This window comes from Halomonas sp. SS10-MC5 (assembly GCF_015992245.1).
Classification (GTDB): domain Bacteria; phylum Pseudomonadota; class Gammaproteobacteria; order Pseudomonadales; family Halomonadaceae; genus Halomonas; species Halomonas sulfidoxydans.
In genome coordinates this window covers 3496493-3519581 of sequence record NZ_CP065435.1, presented here as the reverse complement: position 1 = coordinate 3519581, position 23089 = coordinate 3496493, and the positions used below count along the sequence as shown (strand labels likewise).

Here is a 23089-nt window from a genome sequence, read left to right as displayed (position 1 = left end):
GCCTGGCCGGTCAGTCGCCGACCCGGTTTTCCAGTACCCCCATGCCCTCGACCTCGATGCGCACGCTGTCGCCGCTGTTGAGGAACCTGGGCGGAGTGAAGCCGATACCGACGCCGACCGGGGTGCCGGTCAGAATCACGTCGCCGGGCTTGAGTTCGATGCCGGCGGAGAGGGTCTCGATCAGCGTGGGCACGTCGAAGATCAACTGATCGAGGCGGGCCTCCTGGCGCAGTTCACCGTTGACCCAGCACTTGATGGAGGCGCGATCGCGGTCCACTTCGTCGGCGGTGACGAGCCACGGTCCCATCGGGCAGAGGCCGTCCAGCGACTTGCCGAGATGCCACTGCTTGTGCTTCTTCTGCAAATCGCGGGCGGTGACGTCGTTGGCGATGGTGTAGCCCCAGACATGGTGGTAGGCATTGTTCTTGGTGATGCCACGGCCGCCCTTGCCTATGATGACGGCGAACTCCGCCTCGTAGTCGAGCTGGTCGGTGATTCCGGCGTGGCGGGGAATGTCGTCACCATGGGCGATCAGCGTGTTGTAGGCCTTGGTGAAGATGATCGGATGCTTGGGCACCACGTCGTCGGCAGTGGTGCTGCTGTCGAAGCCGGAGCCACTGAATTCTGCCGCGTGTTCGAAGTAATTTTTGCCGACGCAGAACATGTTCCGATGAGGGTGGATGGGAGGCGCGAGGCGAGCGGCTTCGAGGAGGCGTCCTTCCCCCCTGGGCGCTATCCGGGGGACCAGTGATGCCCAGTCTTGAATCAATTGCTGCATGTCGCCCTGGAACTCGGGCACCAGCTCGTCCAGCGGCCAGTAGCGCTGGCCTGCAGCGTCGATCAGGGCGACGCGGGGCGGCTGGTCAGGCGCCGGCCGCAGCGTGGCGAATCTCATGAAATTGGATCTCCATTGGTTGTTTTTGGTCCTGCATTGTCCGAGGCTAGAAGCAGATTGGTACTTAATCAAGCCGAAATCTTTGTCCTGAGAAACCAAATGGGCTAGATTATGCAAGTATTGGACTCGTATGAAGTACATTGATAAGGATGCTCAGTGAGCGAAAGGCCGGTATCTACCAATCCAGCTCGGAGCCCATGGGATTCGCTAGCCGAGAGCGACATCCGCTCGGACGGGGCCAAGGCCCTGGCTCGCTACGTGCAGGGTGAGATTGCCAGCGGCCGCTTTCCTCCCGGTCATCGGCTGCCCACGGAGCGTGAGCTTAGCGAACGCTTTGGTGCCTCTCGCGGTGCGGTGAGGCGGGTGCTGGGGCACTTCAAGTCGCTGGGGGCGATCACCCAAGTCGTGGGCAGCGGCACCTTCGTCAGCGAACGCGCCGCTGAGCTGCTTCCCGAACCCAGGAGCAGCGCTTCAACGGCGGTATCGACGAGCGCCGGAAGCATGGTGAAGCAGGTGAGTCCGGCGCAGTTGATGGATGCCCGAGTGCTGATCGAGCCCCAGATGGTGGCATTGATCGTGCGCTTCGCCACGGCCGCCGATTTCGCTCGCATGGATGAATGTCTTGAGCACTCGGAGTCGGCCGACAGCATCGAGGCCTTCGAGCATTGGGACGGTGCCTTACATCAGGCCTTTGCCGAAGCCACCCACAACAGTTTCTTCCTGCGTATCCTGGAGTTGACCAACATGGTGCGGGAGGAGGGCGAATGGGGGCGGCTCAAGCGGATCTCACTGACGTCCGAGCGACGCAGGCGCTACGAGACGCAGCATCGCGCCATCGTGGCGGCCCTGCGTGACCGCGACGAGGAGGTGGCTCGCAGCCTGCTCGAGGAGCATCTGCTCGAGGTGAAGCAGAATTTGTTCGGCCGCGGTTGAAGGCTCGGGCTCCCGCCTCGTGGAAAGCCGCCGGATGTCCTTACCCCGGGTATCGGAACGGAAGGTGCCCCCGGCCAGGCCGGAGGCGCTTTTTGCCAAAGTGCTTTAGATAGCAGGCGTTGCAGCCGCCGGGCGGTGGCTCAGCATCAAGCCGTAGTAGAAAGCACCGCCGAGCGCGGCACCAATCATCCAGCCATAGCCGCCGAGGCTGGCTAGCGCCGGCACCAGCACGGTAGAGATCGAGAACAGCGCAGCGCAGCCGAAGGCCATCAGCGCCCGGGTATTCCAGCCCTTCACGTAGTAGTAGGCGCTTCCCGGCTCGGAGGAGAACAGCTGCTGCATGTCGAGGTGCTGACGCTTCACCAGGTAGTAATCCACCACGATGATGCCGTAGAAGGGCGCGACGATGGCGCCGAGCGCGTTGACGAAGCCGGGCACGCCGATCTGGCTGATCACCGAGACCCACAGCGCGCCGACGAAGAAGGCCACGATGGCGGTGATCAGCCCGCCCACCTTGAAGCTGATCTTGCTGGGGAACAGGTTGGCCAGGTCGTAGGCCGGCGGGATGAAGTTGGCCACCAGGTTGATGCCGACGGTGGCGGCAAAGAAGGTCAGCGCGGCGACGATGGTCAGCGGCAGCGAGTCGACCCGCTCGACGATGTCGGCCGGGTTGGTCAGGGCATCGCCGAACAGCACCAGGGTGCCGGCGGTGATGATCAGCGCGATGAACGAGAAGAAGGCCACGTTGAGCGGCAGCCCCAGCAGGTTGCCGAGCTTCATCTGGCGTTCGGTCCTGACGAAGCGGGTGAAGTCGCCGAAGTTGATCACCACCGCCGCAAAGTAGGCGACCATGGTGCCGACGATGGCCAGGAAGGCGGCTACGGCGCTACCGCTGCGATCGGCGTCGGCGCTGAAGATGGTGCTGATGGCCGGCAGCAGCTCATCGCCGGCCTGGTACCAGACCACGATCATCAGCGCCACCATCACCACGTAGACCAGCGGGCCCGCCCAGTTGAGGAAGTGCTTGATGCGTTCGATGCCCTGCCAGAAGATCGCGATCTGGAACAGCCAGACGATCACGAACGAGATCCAGGCCACACTGGAAAGTCCCAGGAAGGTAGCCCCATTGCCGGCGCCGAACAGCGCGGTGATCAGCAGCGCTACCGCGGTGGAGGCGAAATAGGTCTGCACGCCGTACCAGAAGATACCGATGATAGCGCGCAGCATGGCCGGGAGGTTGGCGCCGCGCACCCCCATGCTGGCGCGGACCATGACCGGGAAGGGGATGCCGTACTTGACGCTGGGCTTGCCGGTCAGATTGACCAGCACCATGACGATGACGCCGGCGAGAATGATCGCCGCCATTACCGCCCAGCCGTTGAGCCCATAGCTCAGGAACAGCGAGGCCGCCAGGGTATAGCCGAACAGGCTCTGGATGTCGTTGGACCACACATTGAAGATCTCGAAGGCCCCCCAGTTGCGGTCCTTGTGTTTCAGTGGGGCGAGGTCGGCGTTGTAAAGCGTCGGATCGATACGCTGGATGTCCAGCTCGTTCTCTTTCATCGTCGTCACCGTTGTTGTCATGGGGCGTCGCCCTTCCGGCATGGCCGGAGGGCGACGGGGCAGCGATGGATCACTGACGGAAGCGCTGGCAGGGGGCCCAATGCTTCATTAGCAGATAATAGGTCAGGCCGGCCGGGATCAGGCTGGCGTACCACGACACGGCGGAGAATGTCAGCGCCGCTGCGATGCCCACGGCGGTGGCGACCAGTGCCGCTTTGTTGACGCCCTGGTAGGGGCCGTTCTCGTCATAGAGCTTGCCGAGGTCCAGGGTGCGGCGGCGAATCAGGTAATAGTCGACCACCAAGACGGCGAAGATCGGGCCGAGGAAGGCTGAGTAGGTCTGCACGAAGAGCTGCAGGCCGGCCGCGGAATCGGGCTGCACCAGCTTCCAGGGGAAGGTGGCGAAGGCCAGCAGGCCGACGATGACCGAAGAGGTGGTGAACTTGAGCTTGAACACGTCCATCAGCACGTAGGTCGGCGGCACCACGTTGTTGAGCACGTTGGTGGTGACCTGGGCGAAGGCGATGAACAGCAGCGTGGTCATCAGCAGCGGCGTGTTGTCTACCGCGTTGGCAAAGACTTGGATGGGGTCGGCGGTGCCGGTGGCCTCGGAGACCATGTAGCCGATCAGGCCCATGAACAGCGTGCAGGGCAGGATCGACATGGCGTAGATGGTGGTGAGGATCCCCGGGCCGGTGCCCTCCTTGTGCTCGCGTGAATAGTCGCTGACGTTGAGCATCATGGTGCTGTAGATGCCCAGGAACAGCATGGTGGCGCCCCAGAACGGCATGCCCCACGAGCCTTCCATGGTCAGCAGGCTGGTCGAGAGCTCATCACCGTAGCGCTGCACCGTGGCATAGAACATGTAGACCAGCGAGGCGAGGATGAAGGCGCTGCCGATGTTTTCCAGCCACTTGATGCCCTGGAACCCCATCACCGAGAGACCGATCTGCAGGAACTGGAAGGCGATGAAGTAGAACACCAGATTGTCGAAGCCGAACAGGGTGGCCGAGACCATGTTCAGCGCCCCGGCGCCGATCCAGCTCTGGAAGCCGTACCACACCACCGCGGGAACGGCCCGCACCAGGCCGGGCAGCCGCGTGCCGGCGAAGCCGAAGGCGCTGCGCGCCTGCACCATGAAGGGGATGCCGTACTTGTAGCCGGCGGCGCCATTCAGCGCCAGGGCGATGCCGATCACGAAGCAGCCGATGGCGATGGCCAGGGTCGCCTGGATCAGGTTGAGGGTGCCGACCACGCTGGAGCCCATGGCGAAGGTGCCGATCGACACGCAGCCACCGAACCAGGCCAGGAAGTAGGAGGTGCGCCCCATGATGCGGGTCTTCTGCGGGGCCAGCGACTCCTCGCCCAGTGCCTTGGTGGCGCCTGACTCGGCCGCCGCCAAGGAGGCTGGGTCGGCCGCCGTGCTGTGTGGGGTGGGGTGTTGCATGGGTCTGTCCTCGCAAGTCGTTGCTCTGTGTTGTGGTTGTGCCCGATGCTGCTCTTGGGCTTTGTGGCGAGACGTGCTCAAGGCGCGTTGTTATGAGTGTCGTTGTCGGTCAGAGAGTCTCAGAGCTCGGGCGTGAGATTCGAGTACCTCTCGAAGCGTCCGCTGAAGGCCTTGGGCCGCGGGAAGGCCAGGTCGCCATGCTTGCTGGTACCGAGCCCGAGGCCGACGAGGGCCTCGGCCAGCTTGACCGCGGCCGTGACACCCTCGATCACCGGCAGGCCGACCTCGCGGGAAATGGTCTCGGTCAGGTCGGCCATGCCGCCGCAGCCCAGCACGATGGCGCCGATACCATCTTCGTCGCGGGCGCGGTGGCACTCGTCGATGATGCGTGCCAGCGCCGCCGTGCCGTTCTCCTCCAGGTCGAGCACCGGTATCTCGGCGGCGCGGATCCGGCGGCAGTGATGGCGGAAGCCGTACTGCTCGAGCAGGTGCTCGGCGATGATGGCGGTGCGCGACAGGGTGGTCACCACCGAGAAGCGCGTGCTGATCAGGCTGGCCATATGGAAGGCCGCCTCGGCGATGCCGATCACCGGGGCGCGGGTCAGCTCGCGTGCGGCCAGCAGGCCCGGATCGCCGAAGCAGGCGATCACGTAGGCGTCGGTGGCCTCCCTCTCGCCCGCCAGTACCTCTTCCGCAACGCCCACCGCGCTGATGGCTTCGTCGAAGTGGCTCTCGATCGACACCGGGCCATCGGCCGGCTGGGTCGCCACCACGGTGGTGCCGGGTGCCGCAACGCGTCGTGCCGCCTCGCCGATCTTGTCGGTCATGGCGGTCGTGGTGTTGGGATTGATGAGGCGTAGGCGCATCGCGAACTCCGAACTTTTCTTGTGAACAATAAAAAATCTCTTTGTACACAAAATAGACCTGGCGCCACTACGACGCAAGGATTTCCTTCGGTTCGCGAGATTTCAGATATAGGTTTTTATTTTCAATGTGTTATATCTATATCGAGGCACTTCGTGACACACTTGGCCTCTTAGACAAAGGTAGAGAGCAAGGGGGTTGAAGGCGAAGTGACGACTTTATTTTCCGTAAAGTGTATACATTCTGGTCTTCAGTATGTTGGCTGACTCGCTGCCTGGTGTCCCGGCGTCGAGGTGCCGGCCTGCCGCCAGCGGGCAGTTTGGCTTTCAGGGTTGCAGTGGTCGCGAATTTTTGTATACAAAGAGGGTGCGGCGTGACAGGATTTCGGCATCAGGCGGGCTGTTATGCAGGCGTCAGGGGCGGATAAAACCGCCGGACGTCACCGCTGACAAGGCCGCCGGCGTATGGGTGGGACAGCCTGTTGCAACCTTTGTGGATACAGTCTATTTTCTGTATTGTATACACTTTGTCAGGCAGGGCCGCTTCGGCAGCAGCTAGCACCACCCCCTGCCAACGAGAACAAGAGGAAGTGCCATGCGTGATAGTCATGACTATCCCCGCGACCTGATCGGCTACGGCCGTACCCCGCCCCACGCCAACTGGCCGGGGCAAGCCAGGATCGCCGTACAGTTCGTGCTCAACTACGAAGAGGGTGGGGAGAACTGCGTCCTGCATGGTGATGCCGGCTCCGAGCAGTTCCTCTCCGAGATCATCGGGGCGGCCGCCTATCCCGATCGCCACCTCAGCATGGAGTCGATCTACGAGTACGGCTCGCGTGCGGGCGTGTGGCGCATCCTGCGCGAGTTCGAGCGTCGTGGCCTGCCGCTGACGGTGTTCGGTGTGGCCATGGCGCTGGAGCGCCACCCCGAGGTGGCGCACGCCTTCAGGGAGCTGGGCCACGAGATCGCCTGCCACGGCTATCGCTGGATCCACTACCAGGAGGTGCCGGAGCACGTCGAGCGCGAGCACCTGCAGCGCGCCATGGAGATTTTCCAGCGCCTCTACGGCGAGAAGCCGCAGGGTTGGTATACCGGCCGCGACAGCCCCAACACCCGGCGCCTGATACTCGATGAGGGCGGCTTCCTCTACGACAGCGACTACTACGGCGACGACTTGCCGTTCTGGAGCCGGGTGACCGACAGCCAGGGCAGCGAGCACGACCACGTGATCGTACCCTATACCCTGGACAGCAACGACATGCGCTTCGCCGCCCCCCAGGGCTTCAACACCGCCGATCACTTCTTCACCTACCTGCGCGACGCCTTCGACGTTCTGTACGCGGAAGGGGAAGAGTCGCCCAAGATGCTCTCGGTGGGCATGCACTGCCGGTTGCTCGGGCGCCCCGGCCGCTTCCGCGCCCTGCAGCGCTTCCTCGACCACATCGAGGCGCACGATCGGGTGTGGGTGACGCGGCGCATCGACATCGCGCGACACTGGATCGAGCACCACCCGGCGCCGGCGCGCTGACGTCTAATCCCGACAAGGCAGCCTGGCTGGCTGACGAGGGGCGCCGGGGACAGACCGAAGAGGAGGTCATTTGCCATGGTTGGCAAATGTAGCGCCCAAGGATGGGTTCACAGCGCCTCCTCGAAGGTCTGTTCCCGGGGTAGCCCCGAGAGCGGCTAAGGTTGGCCCAATCTCATCAAGGACCTCTCATGAGCCAACGCACCTATTACGCCCCCCACGGCGGACACCCGCCCCAGACCCAGCTGCTCTCCGACCGGGCGGTGTTCACCGAGGCCTACGCCTTCATCCCCAAGGGGGTGATGCGCGACATCGTCACCAGCAACCTGCCGTTCTGGGAGCAGACCCGGCTGTGGGTGCTGGCGCGCCCGCTCTCCGGCTTCGCCGAGACCTTCTCGCAATACATCATGGAGGTGGGGCCCGGCGGGGGCAGTGAGAAGCCCGAGCTCGATCCCGCCGCCGAGGGGGTGCTGTTCGTGGTGGAAGGCGAGATGACGCTGACCATCGCCGGCGAGCGCCACGAGATGACGCCAGGCGGCTACGCCTTCCTGCCGCCGGGCTGCCACTGGCAGCTGCGCAACGAATCCGCGGCGCCGGTGCGCTTCCATTGGGTGCGCAAGGCCTACGAGTTCGTCGAGGGCATCGAGGTGCCCGAGGCGTTCGTCACCAACGAGAACGACATCGCGCCCAGCGAGATGCCGGACACCGAGGGGCGCTGGGCCACCACCCGCTTCGTCGACCCCGGCGACGTGCGCCACGACATGCACGTCAACATCGTCACCTTCCAGCCCGGGGGAGTGATTCCCTTCGACGAGACCCACGTCATGGAACACGGCCTCTACGTGCTCGAGGGCAAGGCGGTGTACCACCTCAACCAGGAGTGGGTCGAGGTCGAGGCGGGGGATTTCATGTGGCTGCGCGCCTTCTGTCCGCAGGCCTGCTATGCCGGCGGCCCGGGGCCGTTCCGCTATTTGCTCTATAAAGACGTAAACCGCCACGCGGCGCTGCGGCTTGGTGCTCGCTAAGGCGTAGCGGACTTGCATTAGTATCACCGAGTTTTTCCGAATCTCAGCGACGTTAGGGGCGCCGGGGGCAGGCCGAAGAGGAGGTCTTTTGCCAGGAATGGCAAAAGTAGCGCCCAGGGGTGGGTTCACAGCGCCTCCCCGCAGGCCTGCCGCCGGAACAGCCCCGGTGTACTGCACTCGAGGGGCTAACATGCTGGAGCTCAAAGCCGAGCCGTTGACGCCAGAGGCCTTCGCGCCCTTCGGCGATGTCATCGACACCCGCACGGCGGACTACTTTCACATCAACGCGGGGCGCACCCGGCGCTACCACGACCTGGCCAGGGTCGAGACCCTGGGCGAGCAGGCGAGGGCGCTGATCAGCATCTTCGTCAGCCAGCCCGTGTCGATCCCGCTGGAGCTCGACTTCCTCGAGCGCCATCCCCAGGGCAGCCAGGCCTTCATGCCGCTGCACGAGGAGCGCTTCGTGATCGTGGTGGCGCCGCCGGGCGAGACCATCGACCCGGCCGAGGTGCGCGCCTTCGTCACCGACGGGCGCCAGGGCGTCAACTACCGCGCCGGCACCTGGCATGCCATCCAGTCGGTGCTCGAGCGTGAAGGGGAATTCCTGGTGGTGGATCGCGGCGGTGAAGGCAACAACTGCGACGAGTACCCGCTGGCGCTGCGCGTCACCCTGGACTGAAGCCCGGGCGAACGATGCGCTGATGACTCAGCGAGCCCACCGCGAGGAGGCTCGCCGGGCGCGTCAGTGGCGAGGGCGGTTGATGGCGGCGATGGCATCGCCGGTGTGCTGGACGTGATCCGCCAGCAGGCGGCGGGCGAGGTCGCTGTCCCGGGCCTTGAGCGCTTCCAGGATCTCGCGGTGCTCACGCGTGGACTCCTCCCAGCGCCCGAGATGATCCAGCGCCAGGTAGCGTGCCCGCTCCAGCCGGCCCAGCAGGCTGCGGTGGGTCTCCTCGAGCACCGGGTTCTTGGCCCCGGACACGATCAGCCCGTGAATGCGCTGGTTGAGCTCGAAATAGGCGTTCCGGTCGCCCTTCTCCAGCAGCCGCTCCAGGCGCTCCTGGAGCGTCTCCAGCCGCTTGAGTTCGGTGTTGGTCATGCGCTTGGCGGCGAGGCTGGCGGCCAGGCTCTCCAGCCCGGCTTCCACCTCGAAGAGGTGCTTCAGCTCCTCCGGCTCGATCAGCGAGACCTGGGCATTGCGATTGCGGCGCAGGGTCACCAGACCGTCGGCGGCCAGCATCTTCAAGGCCTCGCGCAGCGGCGTGCGCGAGATGCCGAGCTGCTCGCACAGCTCCGGCTCGCTGAGGCGCTGGCCGGGTGCCAGGCGCCCATGAACGATCAAGTCGTGCAGCGCCTCATAGGCTTCCTCTGCCAGCGAGGGGGTCGTGATGCGTCGTCGCCCGAGCAGGGCGGCACCTTCCATCGTCATGTCTTCCATTCCTCTCTGCTGAGGAGACGGGTCGATTGTCTCCGAATTGTCGCGCGGGACACAATCAACCGAGCGTTGACACGGGGGCTGCCGTGCGCCGTCCCATGAGCCTGGCGAGCGGCTCGGGAAGCCCCTGGCAGGGTTTCTCGGGGGGCGGTGCGAAGCTGCCGGCGGTAGGGGCGGCGGCGCCGAGGTCGACCATCGCCTGGGCCTGGTGCATCGCGCAGGTGACACCGTCCAGGGCAGGCACCGGCAGGCGCTCGGCGACGCTGCGCGCCAGGCCCGCCAAGGGGGCGCCGGCAAGGATCAGCACGTCTGCCCCGTCGTGGAAGACCGCGCGTTCCGCCAGGGCGACCAGGCGCTCCCCTTGGTCCTCCTGCACCGTGCCGATGTGAGCGAGCGGCTCGTCGAGGGCGCGGATACTGGCCAGCCGCTCGCTGAACCCGTAGGCGGCGATGGTTTCGCGGTACCAGGCCTGGATGCGCTGGGAGATGGCGATGACGGAGAAGCGGCTGCCTCGCTGGCAGGCGCTGACCAGCGCCGATTCGGTCATGCCCGCCACCGGAATCGGCAGGATCTCGCGCAGCGCGGCAAGGCCCGGGTCGCCGAACGCCGCGACCACGACCGCGTCGTGATCGGCGTAGCGCTCGGCGGCGACCTGCATGGCGGCATAGCCGCCGACCTGGGCCTCGGCGCGCGTTTCGATGTAGGCCACCCCGAACGGGGCGGTGGCCAGGGTCAGCTCGGTCCCCGGTCGAATGCTGCGACGCGCCTCGGATTCGATCAGGCGAGTCACGTCGCCCGAGATATTGGGGTTGATGACCAGCAGTTTCATGGCGTGTTCCTTCAATCGTTATGGTTATGGGGCAGACGTCAGTAGCCCAGGGCGCGAGGCAGCCAGGTAACGAGGCCCGGGAAGGCGATGCAGGCGATCAGCACGGCATACTGGAAGACGATGAAGGGCCAGGCGCTCTTCATCAGCTCGTTGAGGCTGATTTTGGAGATCCCGCACATCACGAACAGCAGCACGCCCACGGGCGGCGTCATCATGCCGACCACCAGGTTCATCACGAACAGGAAGCCGAACAGCAGCGGATCGATGCCGTAGGCCAGCGCGATCGGGGCCAGCAGGGGCACCAGCATGATGTAGGCGGCGTTGGACTCGATGAACATGCCCACGCCGATCAGCAGTGCCATCACCAGCAGCAGGAACACCAGCGGGTCCTGGGTGAAATCCTGGAGCCAGCCGGTCAGCTGCATGGGGATCAGGTCGAGAGTGAAGGCGAAGGTCATGGTCGAGGCGAAGGCGATCAGGGCGCCCACCATCGCGGCGGTCACCGCGGCGTTGAACATCGCCCTGGGCAGGTCGGCGAGGCGCAGTTTGCGGGTCACGAAGAAACCGACGAACAGCGCATAGACGACGGCGATGGCGGCTCCCTCGGTGGGAGTGAAGGCGCCCGCGACGATGCCGCCGACCACCACGATCGGCATCAGCAGGATCGGCAGGGCGCGCCAGGTCTGCACCAGGACGTGCTTGAGCCCGATCTCGCCGCCGGCCAGCGGGTAGCGGCGGCGCATGGAGATGAAGGTGGCCAGGCCCATGAAGCCCACCGCGAGCAGGATGCCCGGCACCACGCCGGCCATGAACAGCCCGCCCACCGAGACCGAGGAACCGGCCATCAGCGCATAGACGATCATGGCGTTGCTGGGCGGGATGATGGCGCCCAGGTTGGCCGCCGAGGCCACCACGGCGCTGCTGTAGCCGGTGTCGTACTGCTGGCGCATCGACGGCACCAGCGAGCTGCCCAGCGCGCTGGCGCTGGCGACGGCGGCACCGCTGACCGCGGCCAGCACCATGCCGGCGACGATGGCCACGTGGGCCAGCCCGCCGTGCACGCGGCCGATCAACGAGTTGGCGAAGTCCACCAGGCGCTGCAGGATGCCCGCCGCCACCATCAGCTCGCCGGCCAGCATGAACAGCGGGATGGCCATCAGCGGGAAGCTGTTCACCGAGTGCATCATGCGCTGGGGTAGCACCGAGAAGTCCATGCCGCCGACATAGAGGCCGACCAGCGAGGCCAGGCCCAGGGCGAAGGCCAGCGGCATGCGCAGCAGGGCGAGCCCCAGGAAGGAAAAGACGATGGCGGGTGTCATGAGTCGGCTCCTTGGGGTCGCTCGGGCGCGCTGGGCAGCGGCTCCAGGCGCAGGGCCTGGGCCACCAGGTGCAGGCAGCTGTGGCCGGCGCAGACCAGCACGGCGATGTAGAAGACGGCGGCGGTGACGGGCAGCGTCGGCATCAGTTCCTGCCACTTGCTGGCCGCCGCGCCGAGGCTGACCCAGAACAGGGCGGCCATCATGGCGGCGCTCAGCCAGGCCATCAGCTGGGCGAGCCGCCGCTGCAGCGAGTCGGGAAGATGGGTCACCAGGGCATCGATGCCCACGTGGATGCCGACCTTGATGCCATGGGGGATGGCCAGAAAGATCGCCCACACGAAGCACAGCCGGGAGAGCTCGTCGGCCGAGTCGATGGAGTTCGACAGCACGTAGCGGCTGAATACCTGGGCCGAGACCAGCAGCGTCATCATGCCCATGGCGACCAGAATGGCGTAATAGGACGTCCGGTCGAGAAGCGCCAGACCATGCAGGAAGTGGCGCTTGACCGGGCTGGAGGCGCTCGCCTCCAGCCGTTGCCAGGCGGGTGTCATGCGTCGAGCTCCGCGAGCACGCGATCGACGATCTCGGCGCCGATCTTGTCGCGCAGGTCGCCGACAACCCCCTGGCTGGCTTCGCGCAGGGCGGTCCGGGTCGCGTCGCTGATGGGGGTGAACTCCATGCCACGCTCGATCAGCGCCTGGCGCGCGGCCTCGTCCTCCTCGGCGGCGGTCTGGCGCTGCCAGGCGACCGCCTCGTCCATGGCCGTGCGTACCGCCTGCTGGTGCTCTTCGCTCAGGCTCATGAACGTGTCGCGGTGGGTCACCACCACGATGAAGTCGTAGAAGTGCCCGCTGTCGGAGAGGTACTGCTGCACCTCGTCCATGCGCTTGGTGCTGATGATGCTGTAGGGGTTCTCCTGGCCGTCCAGCACGCCCTGCTGCAGTGCGCCATAGACCTCGTTGATGTCCATTGATACCGGGCTCGCGCCGATGGCACGGAAGGTGTCCAGGTGGGTCTCGTTGGGCTGCAGGCGAATCTTGAGCCCCTGGAAGTCCTCGAGCGTCTCGATCGGGCGCTCGCTGTTGGTGACGTGGCGGAAGCCCAGCTCCATGTAGCCCAGCGCGGTGAAGCCCTTCTCGGCCAGCTTCTCGTCGAGGAGTTCCCCCACCTCGCCGTCGATCAACTGGAAGGCCTCGTCGCGGCTGTCGAAGGCGAACGGCAGGCTCAGCGCCTCGAGTTCGGGCACGGTGCGCGAGAGGTAGGAGATGCCGATCCAGGTGCCGGCAATCGACCCGGTGCTGACCTGGTCAACGTTCTCGCTGGCACCGCCCAGCTGCATGTTGGGGAACAGCTGGGCGTTCAGATCGCCGCCGGTGCGCTCGGCCAGGGCGTCACGAAAGACCTCCATGGCCCGGCTGCTGGAGTGATCGTCGGTGAAGTTGCCGCTGAATCGCAGGGTTTCGGCGCCGGCCAGCAGCGGGGCTCCCAGGCCCAGAGCCAGCAAGACCGTAGCGGAGCGACGGGCAAGGCGGGTTGTTGTTGTCATCCGAGCTTCTCTCTCTTCACGTTTGGGTGGACGTCGCCCGTCGATCCTGGGCGACTCTTGTGAACCTTAGGGCAAAATCTATCAGAATACAAAATACTGGATACCAAATTTTTTATTTACTATAAAAATCAGTCAATTAAGTATTATAATATGCTGCTTTTCGGGAGTTTTTCGGTTTTCTGGCTTGCAATCTTCGGCGGCTGTGCAAGGCTATGTCCGTGCCTGGATACAGTATACCGAATACCAAAAACAAGCCGGAGACAACCATGGAACGCACGCTGATCGGCATGCTGACGCCGTCCTCCAATACCGTGCTGGAGCCTTTCAGCGCGGCCCTGCTGCGCGATCTCTTTCCCGCCGTTACCGCCCACTTCCAGCGCTTCACCGTCCGCGAGATCTCCCTGCGCGACGAGGCCCTGGCCCAGTTCGATCCGACACCGCTGCTGGCGGCGGCGGAACGGCTCAATGATGCCCGCATGGACGTCATCGCCTGGGGCGGCACTTCGGCCAGCTGGCTCGGCTTCGAGTCCGATCGCCGGCTGTGTGCCGCCATCACCGAGGCCACCGGGGTGGCGGCGACCACCAGCGTGCTGGCGCTCAACGAAGCCCTGGCGCGTACCGGCGTGACGCGGCTCGGCCTGGTGACGCCCTACCTGGACGATATCCAGGCGGCAATCGTCGCCAACTATGCCGCCGCGGGGATCGAGATCGTCGCTGAGCGGCATCTGGGCGACCGCGGCAACTTTTCCTTCTCCGAGTACGACGAGACGACGCTGGCGGGGCTGGTGCGCGACGTGGCCAGGGCCGAGCCCGAGGCCATCGCCATCCTGTGCACCAACCTGCGCGGGGCGGGCATCGTCCCGGCGCTGGAGCAGGAGATCGGCATGCCCATCTACGACTCGGTGAGCGTGACGGTATGGAAGTCGCTGGTGCTGGCCGGGGTGGATCCCGCCCGGATCAGTGGCTGGGGACAATTGTTTCAGGATCCGCGCCTCGGCGCGTGAGGCACAGGGTTCGCGCCTCGGCGTACCAGGACAGGGACGACCGCATCGCAATGCAACGCATCGGCAACACCCACCAACAACAGCAATCACGAGGTGACACCATGCCCCGCAAGGCAACCATCAAGACCCTGGCGCTGGGGGTTTCCCTGGCCAGCGTGCTGGCCGGCGGCCTGGCCCAGGCCGAAACGACCCTGCGCGTCGTCGGTAACTTCTCCGGCAACAAGCTGCACGTGGACGAAGTGGAGCGCCCCTTCTTCGAGTCGCTTGGCCAGCGCGACGACGTGACGGTGGTCTACAACACCATGGATGCCATCGGCGTGGAGGCGGCGGATGCGCTGCGCAGCCTCCGCTCCGGCGCCTTCGACGTGATGTCGGTGCAGATCGGCATGGCCTCCCGCGACGAACCCTTCTTCGAGGGCATCGACCTGGCCGGCGTCTCGCCGGACCTGGACGCCCAGCGCGAGGCCGTCGACGCCGTGCGCGCGGCGTTCGACGACCGGCTGCAGTCCCGCTTCAACGCCAAGCTGATGACGCTATGGCCCTTCGGGCCGCAGATGATGTTCTGCAACGGCGACATCGACGACGTCGGCGACCTCTCGGGCAAGAAGGTGCGCGTCTTCACGCCGTCGATGTCGCGGCTGGTCGAAGGGCTTGGCGCCACCCCCGTCACCCTGCAGTTCAGCGAGGTCTACCTGGCACTGCAGCGCGGCGTGGCCGACTGCGGCGTGACCGCCCCCTCGGCCGGCAACAACGGCAAGTGGCCGGAAGTGACCGACACCTTCGTGCCGCTGCCGCTCTCCTACTCGGTGCAGGGTCACTTCATGAACCTGGACACCTGGAACCGCTTCGACGAGGCCCAGCAGCAGGCGCTGACCGAGGCCTTCGCGCGGCTCGAGGAACAGATGTGGGAGCTGGCCTACGAGGTCAACGACGACGCCATCGCCTGCAATACCGGCCAGGCGGAGTGTTCGCGGCACGAGGCCTACGACATGGCGCTGGTGGAGATCGACCCCGAATCGCGCGCGCTGGTGGAGGCGATCACCCAGGAGGCCGTCCTGCCGGTATGGGCCGAGAGCTGCAGCGCTCGGTACGACGGCTGCGTCGAGGTCTGGAACGAAACGGTGGGACAGGCCGCTGGCATGTCCGTTTCCCAGTAAGTCACTGCCTCGCCCCGGCTGCCTGGGGGTGGCCGGGGCGACACGGGAGAAATGCGATGGTTTCACCGCTTCCTTATCGGCTGGCCCGACAGCTGGCCCATGGCGCCGCGATTGCCGCCGGCTATGCCGCCCTCGGACTGTCGCTGCTGATCACCTTCGAGGTGATCGCACGCAAGCTGTTCGCCTTTTCGCTGCAGGGCGTCGATGAGATCGGCGGCTACGTGCTGGCCATCGGCGTCTCGTTCAGCTTTGCCTATGCGCTGCTGCACCGCGCGCATACCCGCGTCGACGTGCTGCTGACGCGTCTGCCGCGGGCGCTTCAGGCACCGCTCAACGCCGCCGCGATGACCATGCTGGCGGCCTTCGCGACCTTCATGCTGTGGCGCGCCGTCGAGACGCTGGAGGAGACGCTGGAGTTCGGCAGCCTGGCCAGCACGCCGCTGCAGACCCCGCTGTGGATCCCGCAGGGCCTGTGGGTGGCGGGTCTCGGGGTGTTCTGTGTGCTGACCCTGCTGCTGGCGGCTCACTCCCTGGGGCTCCTGATCACCGGCCGGCTGGACGCGCTGGATCGGGAGTACGGCCCGCGCTCCACCGACGACGAACTGAACGAGGCGCGCAAGGACTACGGCCGCGACGTCGCCGCCGAACCGGGGAGGGCCGCGTCATGATCGGTGCCTTCGAGGTCATGGTCGGCTTTCTCGTCATGCTCGGCATGATGGCGGCCGGCATCCACGTCGCCGTGGCGATCTTCACCGTCGCCACTCTGGGCACCCTGATGTACCTGGGAACGCCACTGCTCTACTCGTTCGGCGACACGCTGTGGGGCACGCTCAACGACTTCATCCTGACGGCCATCCCGCTGTTCATCCTGCTCGGCGAGCTGCTGCTGCGCAGCGGCGTCACCGAGCGCATGTACAGCGCCCTGTCCGTGTGGCTCGATCGCCTGCCGGGTGGCCTGCTGCACACCAATATCGGCGCCTCGTCGGTGTTCGCCGCCATGTCCGGCTCGTCGGTGGCGACGGCCGCCACCATCGGTACCGTGGCCCTGCCGGCCTTCGCCGAGCGCGGCTACAGCGAGCGGCTGGCGCTGGGCACCCTGGCCGCCGGGGCGACCCTGGGCATCCTGATACCGCCCAGCATCAACATGATCATCTACGGCGCGATTACCAACACCTCGATCGGCAAACTGTTCATCGCCGGGATCCTGCCGGGGCTGGCACTGGCCGGTGCCTTCATGCTCACCATCATGGCCTTTGCCCTGTTGCGGCCCGGCGTGGTGGGCCGGGCCTCCGCGCGGGCATCGCTGCGTGAACGCCTGGCTTCGCTGGTGGACCTGCTGCCGCCGGCCTTCGTCTTCGCCATCGTCATCGGCAGCATCTACAGCGGCTGGGCCACGCCCACCGAGGCGGCCGCGCTGGGGGTGGTCGCCGCGCTGGGCCTCGCCGCATGGAACCGCAAGCTGAGCCTGAAGATGCTGCATGAGAGCTTCCTCTCCATGGCCCGCACCACGGCCATGATCATGCTGATCATCGTCGCGGCCTTCTTCCTCAACTACATCGTCGGCATCCTCGGTATTCCCACCACGCTGACCCGCTGGGTGGCCGACCTGGGGCTCACCCCCGTCGGGCTGATCCTGGCGCTGGTGGTCTTCTACCTGGTACTGGGCTGCTTCCTCGAGACGCTATCGATGATGATCGCCACCGTCCCGATCGTGGTGCCCATGGTCGTCCAGTTCGGCTTCGACCCGGTGTGGTTCGGCATCTTCCTCGTGGTGATGATGGAAATCTCGCTGATCACCCCGCCCATCGGCATGAACCTCTATGTGGTGCAAGGCGTGCGCGGGCGAGGTGGCATCACCGACGTGATGGTCGGCAGCCTGCCGTTCCTCGCCATCATGCTGCTGTTCGTGCTGGCGATCATTCTCTGGCCCGGCCTGGTGCTCTGGCTGCCCGAGGCCATGGGCTAGACCAATGCGGCCGGTGAGCGCCGGCCGTGCGTTTTTCGACATGACGAGACGAGCGATATGACACGCTTCGACACCCTGATCAAGAACGGCCGGATCATCACTGCGGCCGACAGCTACGACGCCGATATCGGCATCAAGGATGGACGCATCGTCGCCCTGGGGCAGGGCTTGGAGGGGGCCGACGAGGTCATCGATGCCCAGGGGCTATGGGTGATGCCGGGCGGCATCGATGCCCATTGCCACCTGGACCAGCCCCTCGGCGACGGCGCGGTGATGGCCGACGACTTCCTGACCGGCACCCGCTCGGCGGCCTGCGGCGGCACCACCACGGTGATTCCCTTCGCCGCCCAGCAGAAGGGCCAGAGCCTGCGCGCCGCGGTGGAGGACTACCACCGCCGCAGCGAAGGCAAGGCGATGGTCGATTACGCCTTCCACATGATCGTGACCGACCCTACCGAGACGGTGCTCAAGGAGGAGCTGCCGGCCCTGATCCAGGAGGGCTACAGCTCGTTCAAGATCTACCTGACCTACGACGACCTCAAGCTCAACGATCGCGAGGTGCTCGAGGTGCTGGCCATGGCGCGCCGTGAGGGCGGCATGGTGATGGTGCATGCGGAGAACGCCGACTGCATCGCCTACCTGACCGAACTGCTCGAGGCCCAGGGCAAGACCGCGCCGTACTTCCACGGCGAGGCCCATTCGGCGATCGCCGAGCGCGAGGCGACCCACCGCGCCATCTCCCTGGCCGAGTTGATCGACGTGCCGATCCTGATCGTGCACGTCTCGGGGCCCGAGGCCATCGAGCAGATCCGCTGGGCTCAGGGGCGGGGGCTACGGGTCTACGGCGAGACCTGCCCGCAGTACCTGATGCTGACCGCCGCCGACCTGGACCGGGAGGGTTTCGAGGGGGCCAAGTGCGTGTGCAGCCCGCCGCCGCGCGACGAGAAGGCGCAAGAGGCGGTCTGGCAGGCTCTGGAGAACGGCGTGTTCCAGGTCTTCTCCTCCGATCACGCCCCCTTTCGCTACGACGATCCGCAGGGCAAGAAGCTGCATGGGGAAGATGCGGGTTTCCACCATATCCCCAATGGCATTCCGGGGCTCGAGACGCGTCTGGCGATCCTGTTCTCGGAGGGGGTCGTCAAGCAGCGCATCGACGCGACCCGCTTCGTTGCCCTTACCGCTACCAATCCGGCCAAGATCTACGGCCTCTACCCGCGCAAGGGCACCATCGCCATCGGCAGCGATGCCGACCTGACGCTGTGGGACAGCGAAGCGAAGATGACGGTGCGCAACGAAGCCTTGCATCACGCCGTCGACTACACCCCTTATGAGGGAGTGGAGCTCACCGGCCGCCCGGTACTGACCCTGTGTCGGGGGCGGGTGGTATCGCGTGGCGGCGAACCCATGGTGGACGCGGGGCACGGTCTATTCCTCAAATGTGACAAGCCGCAGCCCGCCAGGCCACGCGGCTCGGCCAAGGGGTTCTAGGCAGCCGTTCGACGCGTGCCACAAGCCCAGGCAACTGATATTGCCTGGGTTTTTTCAGCTCAGAAAAGTTAATTGGAAATATTTTCCAAATTTCTTGACGGGCCTGCGAGGCCGAGCCTAATCTTGGTATACAGAAATATTTTCCAAAAACAATCTGGTCGCCACTCACGGGAGGAACCGTCATGGCTCGTATGACCGCAGCAGAAGCCGCCGTTCACGTGCTCCGCAAGGAAGGCATCGACGTCGCCTTCGGCGTGCCCGGGGCCGCCATCAACCCCTTCTACGCCGCCCTGCGCAAGATCGGCGGCATCGACCACGTGCTGGCGCGTCACGTCGAGGGGGCGTCGCACATGGCCGAAGGCTATACCCGCACCCGGGCCGGCAACATCGGCGTGTGCATCGGTACATCGGGCCCCGCCGGCACCGACATGATCACCGGGCTTTACTCGGCCAGCGCGGATTCCATTCCGATCCTGTGCATCACCGGCCAGGCGCCGCGTGCCAAGCTGCACAAGGAGGACTTCCAGGCGGTCGACATCCAGGCCATCGCCGGCCCGGTAACCAAGTGGGCGGTCACCGTGCTCGAGCCGGCCCAGGTGCCACGGGCTTTCCAGCAGGCCTTCCAACTGATGCGCAGCTCGCGCCCGGGGCCGGTGCTGATCGACCTGCCGATCGACGTGCAGATGAGCGAGATCGAGTTCGACCCGGACACCTACGAGCCACTGCCGGCCTACAAGCCCAGCGCCTCCCGCGCCCAGGTCGAGAAGGCCATGGCCATGCTCGACGAGGCCGAGCGCCCGTTGCTGGTTGCCGGCGGCGGCATCATCAACGCCGACGCCAGCGCGCTGCTGGTCGAGTTCGCCGAGCTCACCGGCGTGCCGGTCATCCCCACGCTGATGGGTTGGGGCAGCATCGCCGACGACCATCCGCTGATGGCCGGCATGGTGGGGCTGCAGACCTCGCACCGCTACGGCAACGCCACGCTGCTCGAGTCCGACTTCGTGATGGGGATCGGTAATCGCTGGGCCAATCGCCACACGGGCAACCTCGAGACCTATACCAAGGGACGCAAGTTCGTCCACGTCGACATCGAGCCGACCCAGATCGGGCGCATCTTCGGCCCCGACTACGGCATCGTCTCCGATGCCAAGGCGGCGCTCGAGCTGTTCGTCGAGGTGGCGCGTGAGCGCAAGGCGGCGGGCACGCTCAAGAATCGCAGCGCCTGGGCCGAGTCGTGCCAGGAGCGCAAGCGCACTCTGCTGCGCAAGACCCACTTCGACGACGTGCCGGTGAAGCCGCAGCGGGTCTACGAGGAGATGAACAAGGTCTTCGGCAAGAACACCCGCTACGTCAGCACCATCGGCCTGTCGCAGATCGCCGGTGCCCAGTTCCTGCACGTCTACCAGCCGCGCCACTGGATCAACTGCGGCCAGGCCGGCCCGCTGGGCTGGACCATTCCCGCCGCGCTCGGTGTGTGCAAGGCCGACCCAAGCGCCGAGGTGGTGGCGCTGTCGGGGGACTACGACTTCCAGTTCATGGTCGAAGAGTTGGCCGCGGGCGCCCAGTTCAACCTGCCCTACATCCACGTGCTGGTGAACAACTCCTACCTGGGGTTGATCCGCCAGGCCCAGCGCGGCTTCGAGATGGACTACTGCGTGCAGCTCTCGTTCGAGAACATCAACTGCCCGGAGATCAACGAGTACGGCGTCGATCACGTCTCGGTGGTGGAGGGGCTCGGCTGCAAGGCCCTTCGCGTCACCCGTCCCGAGGAGATCGCCCCGGCGCTGGAGGAGGCCAAGCGGCTCAAGGCCGAGCACCGGGTCCCGGTGGTGGTCGAGGTGATTCTCGAGCGGGTGACCAACATCGCCATGGGCACCGATCTCGACGGCATCAACGAATTCGAGGCGCTGGCCGAGAACCGCGAGGATGCGCCGACCTCGATCGCGGCGCTCACGTAAGGCCTTGCGCCGTGCCATCGCGGGGACGATGGCGCGGCGATGTACCACAGTCGATGACACAAGAGAGGGAGACCCACATGCCAAAGTTTGCCGCCAACCTCAGCATGCTGTTCACCGAGGAGGATTTCCTCGATCGCTTCAAGGCCGCCGCCGACGCGGGCTTCAAGGGGGTGGAATACCTCTTTCCCTACGATTACCCCGCCACCGAGATCAAGGCGCGCCTCGACGAGCACGGCCTGACCCAGGTGCTGCACAACCTGCCGGCAGGCGACTGGGGTGCCGGCGAGCGTGGCATCGCCTGCCACCCGGATCGCGTCGAGGAGTTTCGTGCCGGCGTGGAGAAGGCCATCGACTACGCCACCGTGCTCGGCTGCAAGCAGGTCAACTGCCTGGCCGGCATCCAGCCCCAGGGCGTGAGCCTGGAGCAGGCGCGCCGCACCCTGGTGGAGAACCTGCGTTTCGCCGCCGACAAGCTCGAGGCCGCCGGGATCGTGCTGCTGGCCGAGCCGATCAACACTCGCGACATTCCGGGGTTCTTCCTCAACCGCACGGAACAGGCCCTGGCGATCTTCGACGAGGTTGGCAGTGACAACCTCAAGCTGCAGTACGACATCTATCATATGCAGATCATGGAGGGCGATCTCGCCCCGACCATCGAGAAGCACCTGGGGCGCATCGCCCACGTGCAGCTGGCCGACAACCCGGGGCGCCACGAGCCGGGTACCGGCGAGATCAATTACCCGTTCCTGTTCGCCCACCTCGACCGGCTGGGCTATGACGGCTGGATCGGCTGCGAGTACAAGCCGGCCACGACAACTCGAGAAGGTCTGGGCTGGCTGGATCAGGCCCGCGGCTGAAGAGCGCTGCAGACATCTTGACGTGGGGCGCCGGGGGCAGGCCAAAGAGGAGGTCTTTTGCCATGGATGGCAAAAGTAGCGCCCAGGGATGGGTTCACAGCGCCTCCTCGACGGCCTGTCGACGGATCAGCCCCGAGTGGCAACGTCATTCGCGACTGCCACTGCATCCGATTGCAACGACAAAGACAAGCGGAAAGGAGAAGCATCATGAGCAAGATCGGTTTCATTGGCCTTGGCATCATGGGCCGTCCCATGGCGGGGCATCTGCTGGATGCCGGCCACGAACTCGTCACCGTCAAGCGCGGCACGCTGGACGCCACCCTGGCCGAGAAGGGCATGCGCGAGCTCGACAGCCCCCGCGCCGTGGCCGAGCAGGCCGAGGTGATCATCACCATGGTGCCGGACACCCCCGACGTCGAGCAGGTGCTGTTCGGCGAGGGCGGCGTCGCCGAAGGGCTCAAGCCCGGCACCCTGGTGATCGACATGAGTTCCATCGCGCCCATTGCCACCCAGGGCTTCGCCAAGCGCATCCATGAGGCCGGCGGCGAATACGTCGACGCCCCGGTTTCCGGCGGCGAGGGCGGCGCCATCAACGCGGCATTGACCATCATGGTCGGCGCCACCGAGGAGGGCTTCGAGCGTGCCAGGCCGATCCTCGAGGTGATGGGCAAGACCATCACCCATATTGGGGGGCACGGTGCCGGCCAGACCTGCAAGGTGGCCAACCAGATCGTCGTCGCCCTGACCATCGAGGCGGTGGCCGAGGGGCTGCTGTTCGCCTCGAAGGCGGGCGCCGACGTGGCCAAGGTGCGCGAATCGCTGCTCGGCGGCCTGGCGCAATCGAAGATCCTCGATGTGCACGGCGAGCGCATGATCAAACGCACCTTCGACCCCGGCTTCAAGATCAAGCTGCACCAGAAGGACCTCAACCTGGCGCTGGAAGGCGCGCGCAGCCTCAACCTGGCGCTGCCCGGCACCGCCAACGCCCAACAGCTGTTCCAGGCTTGTGCCGCCCACGGCGGCGGTGAGTGGGACCACGCCGGCATCCTGCGTGCGCTGGAGGCGCTGGCCGACCATGAGGTGGGCAACTGAGCTGCGTACATTGAGGAGGCGCTATTCGGCCCGCCAGTCGCGCAGACGGTAGGCCAAATTTCCCTCCGGCGGGCGTCGGCCCGGCGTCCGCCAACCGGCCGTACTGGGTGCGGCCTTGACCCGGCGGCGGGATCCCCGGCTGGACCCCGCCCGTCGCCGGGCTTTTTTCCTGCCCACCCTGCTGTTA

At 65.7% G+C, this 23089-nt stretch carries 21 protein-coding genes; 12 read left to right on the top strand and 9 right to left on the bottom strand.

The window, feature by feature from the left end:
- Positions 1–10: 10 nt before the first annotated feature.
- On the bottom strand, positions 11–895 hold the full coding sequence (locus tag I4484_RS16335; RefSeq protein ID WP_197448288.1) for a fumarylacetoacetate hydrolase family protein: 885 nt from the start codon (positions 893–895) through the stop codon (positions 11–13).
- A gap of 156 nt (positions 896–1051) precedes the next feature.
- On the opposite strand from I4484_RS16335, the gene I4484_RS16330 reads away from it, so the two are divergent.
- Complete coding sequence (locus tag I4484_RS16330) at positions 1052–1828, top strand: FadR/GntR family transcriptional regulator (RefSeq protein ID WP_197448287.1); 777 nt, start codon at positions 1052–1054, stop codon at positions 1826–1828.
- A 105-nt stretch (positions 1829–1933) separates the two neighbouring features.
- Here I4484_RS16330 and I4484_RS16325 read toward each other — a convergent pair whose 3' ends face one another.
- The 3 genes from I4484_RS16325 to I4484_RS16315 all read right to left on the bottom strand — a co-directional run bounded on the left by I4484_RS16325 (position 1934) and on the right by I4484_RS16315 (position 5704).
- Positions 1934–3391 carry an NCS1 family nucleobase:cation symporter-1 gene (locus tag I4484_RS16325; RefSeq protein WP_197448286.1) on the bottom strand — a complete coding sequence of 486 codons (1458 nt, stop codon included), beginning with the start codon at positions 3389–3391 and terminating at the stop codon, positions 1934–1936.
- A 70-nt stretch (positions 3392–3461) separates the two neighbouring features.
- The gene (locus tag I4484_RS16320) at positions 3462–4838 is read right to left on the bottom strand and encodes an NCS1 family transporter (protein WP_234283701.1); all 1377 of its coding nucleotides are present in this window, start codon (positions 4836–4838) and stop codon (positions 3462–3464) included.
- Positions 4839–4957: 119 nt separating this feature from the next.
- Entirely contained in the window at positions 4958–5704 is a 747-nt protein-coding gene (locus I4484_RS16315) for an aspartate/glutamate racemase family protein (RefSeq protein WP_197448285.1), read from the bottom strand.
- A gap of 592 nt (positions 5705–6296) precedes the next feature.
- Here I4484_RS16315 and puuE point away from each other — a divergent pair.
- The 3 genes from puuE to I4484_RS16300 all read left to right on the top strand — a co-directional run bounded on the left by puuE (position 6297) and on the right by I4484_RS16300 (position 8930).
- On the top strand, positions 6297–7229 hold the full coding sequence (gene puuE, locus I4484_RS16310; RefSeq protein ID WP_197448284.1) for an allantoinase PuuE: 933 nt from the start codon (positions 6297–6299) through the stop codon (positions 7227–7229).
- 188 nt (positions 7230–7417) lie between these two features.
- Positions 7418–8251, top strand: a complete 834-nt coding sequence (locus I4484_RS16305) for a bifunctional allantoicase/(S)-ureidoglycine aminohydrolase (RefSeq protein WP_197448283.1) — start codon at positions 7418–7420, stop codon at positions 8249–8251.
- A gap of 190 nt (positions 8252–8441) precedes the next feature.
- Positions 8442–8930, top strand: coding sequence for an ureidoglycolate lyase (locus I4484_RS16300; RefSeq protein ID WP_197448282.1), 489 nt, complete (start codon positions 8442–8444; stop codon positions 8928–8930).
- A gap of 63 nt (positions 8931–8993) precedes the next feature.
- Here I4484_RS16300 and I4484_RS16295 read toward each other — a convergent pair whose 3' ends face one another.
- The 5 genes from I4484_RS16295 to I4484_RS16275 form a co-directional block, all read right to left on the bottom strand.
- Positions 8994–9680 (bottom strand): GntR family transcriptional regulator, encoded by a 687-nt coding sequence (locus tag I4484_RS16295; protein ID WP_234283700.1) that lies wholly within the window; start codon positions 9678–9680, stop codon positions 8994–8996.
- Between the two features lie 64 nt (positions 9681–9744).
- Positions 9745–10515 carry an aspartate/glutamate racemase family protein gene (locus tag I4484_RS16290; RefSeq protein WP_197448281.1) on the bottom strand — a complete coding sequence of 257 codons (771 nt, stop codon included), beginning with the start codon at positions 10513–10515 and terminating at the stop codon, positions 9745–9747.
- 38 nt (positions 10516–10553) lie between these two features.
- Positions 10554–11834, bottom strand: a complete 1281-nt coding sequence (locus I4484_RS16285) for a TRAP transporter large permease (protein ID WP_197448280.1) — start codon at positions 11832–11834, stop codon at positions 10554–10556.
- On the bottom strand, positions 11831–12385 hold the full coding sequence (locus I4484_RS16280; RefSeq protein ID WP_197448279.1) for a TRAP transporter small permease: 555 nt from the start codon (positions 12383–12385) through the stop codon (positions 11831–11833). The genes I4484_RS16285 and I4484_RS16280 overlap by 4 nt, the downstream gene beginning before the upstream one ends.
- The gene (locus I4484_RS16275; protein ID WP_197448278.1) at positions 12382–13380 is read right to left on the bottom strand and encodes a TRAP transporter substrate-binding protein; all 999 of its coding nucleotides are present in this window, start codon (positions 13378–13380) and stop codon (positions 12382–12384) included. The genes I4484_RS16280 and I4484_RS16275 overlap by 4 nt, the downstream gene beginning before the upstream one ends.
- 266 nt (positions 13381–13646) lie before the next feature.
- Here I4484_RS16275 and I4484_RS16270 point away from each other — a divergent pair, with 266 nt between their 5' ends.
- From I4484_RS16270 to I4484_RS16235, 8 genes are all read left to right on the top strand, one after another.
- Complete coding sequence (locus I4484_RS16270) at positions 13647–14384, top strand: aspartate/glutamate racemase family protein (protein WP_197448277.1); 738 nt, start codon at positions 13647–13649, stop codon at positions 14382–14384.
- Between the two features lie 101 nt (positions 14385–14485).
- Complete coding sequence (locus tag I4484_RS16265; protein ID WP_197448276.1) at positions 14486–15541, top strand: TRAP transporter substrate-binding protein; 1056 nt, start codon at positions 14486–14488, stop codon at positions 15539–15541.
- 56 nt (positions 15542–15597) lie between these two features.
- Positions 15598–16209 (top strand): TRAP transporter small permease subunit, encoded by a 612-nt coding sequence (locus tag I4484_RS16260; RefSeq protein ID WP_197448275.1) that lies wholly within the window; start codon positions 15598–15600, stop codon positions 16207–16209.
- Complete coding sequence (locus I4484_RS16255; RefSeq protein ID WP_197448274.1) at positions 16206–17507, top strand: TRAP transporter large permease; 1302 nt, start codon at positions 16206–16208, stop codon at positions 17505–17507. The genes I4484_RS16260 and I4484_RS16255 overlap by 4 nt, the downstream gene beginning before the upstream one ends.
- A gap of 57 nt (positions 17508–17564) precedes the next feature.
- Positions 17565–18995, top strand: coding sequence for a dihydropyrimidinase (gene hydA, locus I4484_RS16250; RefSeq protein WP_197448273.1), 1431 nt, complete (start codon positions 17565–17567; stop codon positions 18993–18995).
- Between the two features lie 182 nt (positions 18996–19177).
- Entirely contained in the window at positions 19178–20953 is a 1776-nt protein-coding gene (gcl, locus tag I4484_RS16245; RefSeq protein ID WP_197448272.1) for a glyoxylate carboligase, read from the top strand.
- Between the two features lie 77 nt (positions 20954–21030).
- Positions 21031–21810: a hydroxypyruvate isomerase gene (gene hyi, locus I4484_RS16240; RefSeq protein ID WP_197448271.1), complete on the top strand. Its 780-nt coding sequence runs from the start codon at positions 21031–21033 to the stop codon at positions 21808–21810.
- A 207-nt stretch (positions 21811–22017) separates the two neighbouring features.
- Entirely contained in the window at positions 22018–22902 is an 885-nt protein-coding gene (locus I4484_RS16235; RefSeq protein ID WP_197448270.1) for a 2-hydroxy-3-oxopropionate reductase, read from the top strand.
- Positions 22903–23089 lie beyond the last annotated feature (187 nt).

Coding starts and splice junctions, on each gene's coding strand:
- I4484_RS16335 (WP_197448288.1), bottom strand. CDS start 895: ATGAGATTCGCCACGCTGCGGCCGGCGCCTGACCAGCCGCCCCGCGTC.
- I4484_RS16325 (WP_197448286.1), bottom strand. CDS start 3,391: ATGAAAGAGAACGAGCTGGACATCCAGCGTATCGATCCGACGCTTTAC.
- I4484_RS16320 (WP_234283701.1), bottom strand. CDS start 4,838: ATGCAACACCCCACCCCACACAGCACGGCGGCCGACCCAGCCTCCTTG.
- I4484_RS16315 (WP_197448285.1), bottom strand. CDS start 5,704: ATGCGCCTACGCCTCATCAATCCCAACACCACGACCGCCATGACCGAC.
- puuE (WP_197448284.1), top strand. CDS start 6,297: ATGCGTGATAGTCATGACTATCCCCGCGACCTGATCGGCTACGGCCGT.
- I4484_RS16305 (WP_197448283.1), top strand. CDS start 7,418: ATGAGCCAACGCACCTATTACGCCCCCCACGGCGGACACCCGCCCCAG.
- I4484_RS16300 (WP_197448282.1), top strand. CDS start 8,442: ATGCTGGAGCTCAAAGCCGAGCCGTTGACGCCAGAGGCCTTCGCGCCC.
- I4484_RS16295 (WP_234283700.1), bottom strand. CDS start 9,680: ATGACGATGGAAGGTGCCGCCCTGCTCGGGCGACGACGCATCACGACC.
- I4484_RS16290 (WP_197448281.1), bottom strand. CDS start 10,515: ATGAAACTGCTGGTCATCAACCCCAATATCTCGGGCGACGTGACTCGC.
- I4484_RS16285 (WP_197448280.1), bottom strand. CDS start 11,834: ATGACACCCGCCATCGTCTTTTCCTTCCTGGGGCTCGCCCTGCTGCGC.
- I4484_RS16280 (WP_197448279.1), bottom strand. CDS start 12,385: ATGACACCCGCCTGGCAACGGCTGGAGGCGAGCGCCTCCAGCCCGGTC.
- I4484_RS16275 (WP_197448278.1), bottom strand. CDS start 13,380: ATGACAACAACAACCCGCCTTGCCCGTCGCTCCGCTACGGTCTTGCTG.
- I4484_RS16270 (WP_197448277.1), top strand. CDS start 13,647: ATGGAACGCACGCTGATCGGCATGCTGACGCCGTCCTCCAATACCGTG.
- I4484_RS16265 (WP_197448276.1), top strand. CDS start 14,486: ATGCCCCGCAAGGCAACCATCAAGACCCTGGCGCTGGGGGTTTCCCTG.
- I4484_RS16260 (WP_197448275.1), top strand. CDS start 15,598: ATGGTTTCACCGCTTCCTTATCGGCTGGCCCGACAGCTGGCCCATGGC.
- I4484_RS16255 (WP_197448274.1), top strand. CDS start 16,206: ATGATCGGTGCCTTCGAGGTCATGGTCGGCTTTCTCGTCATGCTCGGC.
- hydA (WP_197448273.1), top strand. CDS start 17,565: ATGACACGCTTCGACACCCTGATCAAGAACGGCCGGATCATCACTGCG.
- gcl (WP_197448272.1), top strand. CDS start 19,178: ATGGCTCGTATGACCGCAGCAGAAGCCGCCGTTCACGTGCTCCGCAAG.
- hyi (WP_197448271.1), top strand. CDS start 21,031: ATGCCAAAGTTTGCCGCCAACCTCAGCATGCTGTTCACCGAGGAGGAT.
- I4484_RS16235 (WP_197448270.1), top strand. CDS start 22,018: ATGAGCAAGATCGGTTTCATTGGCCTTGGCATCATGGGCCGTCCCATG.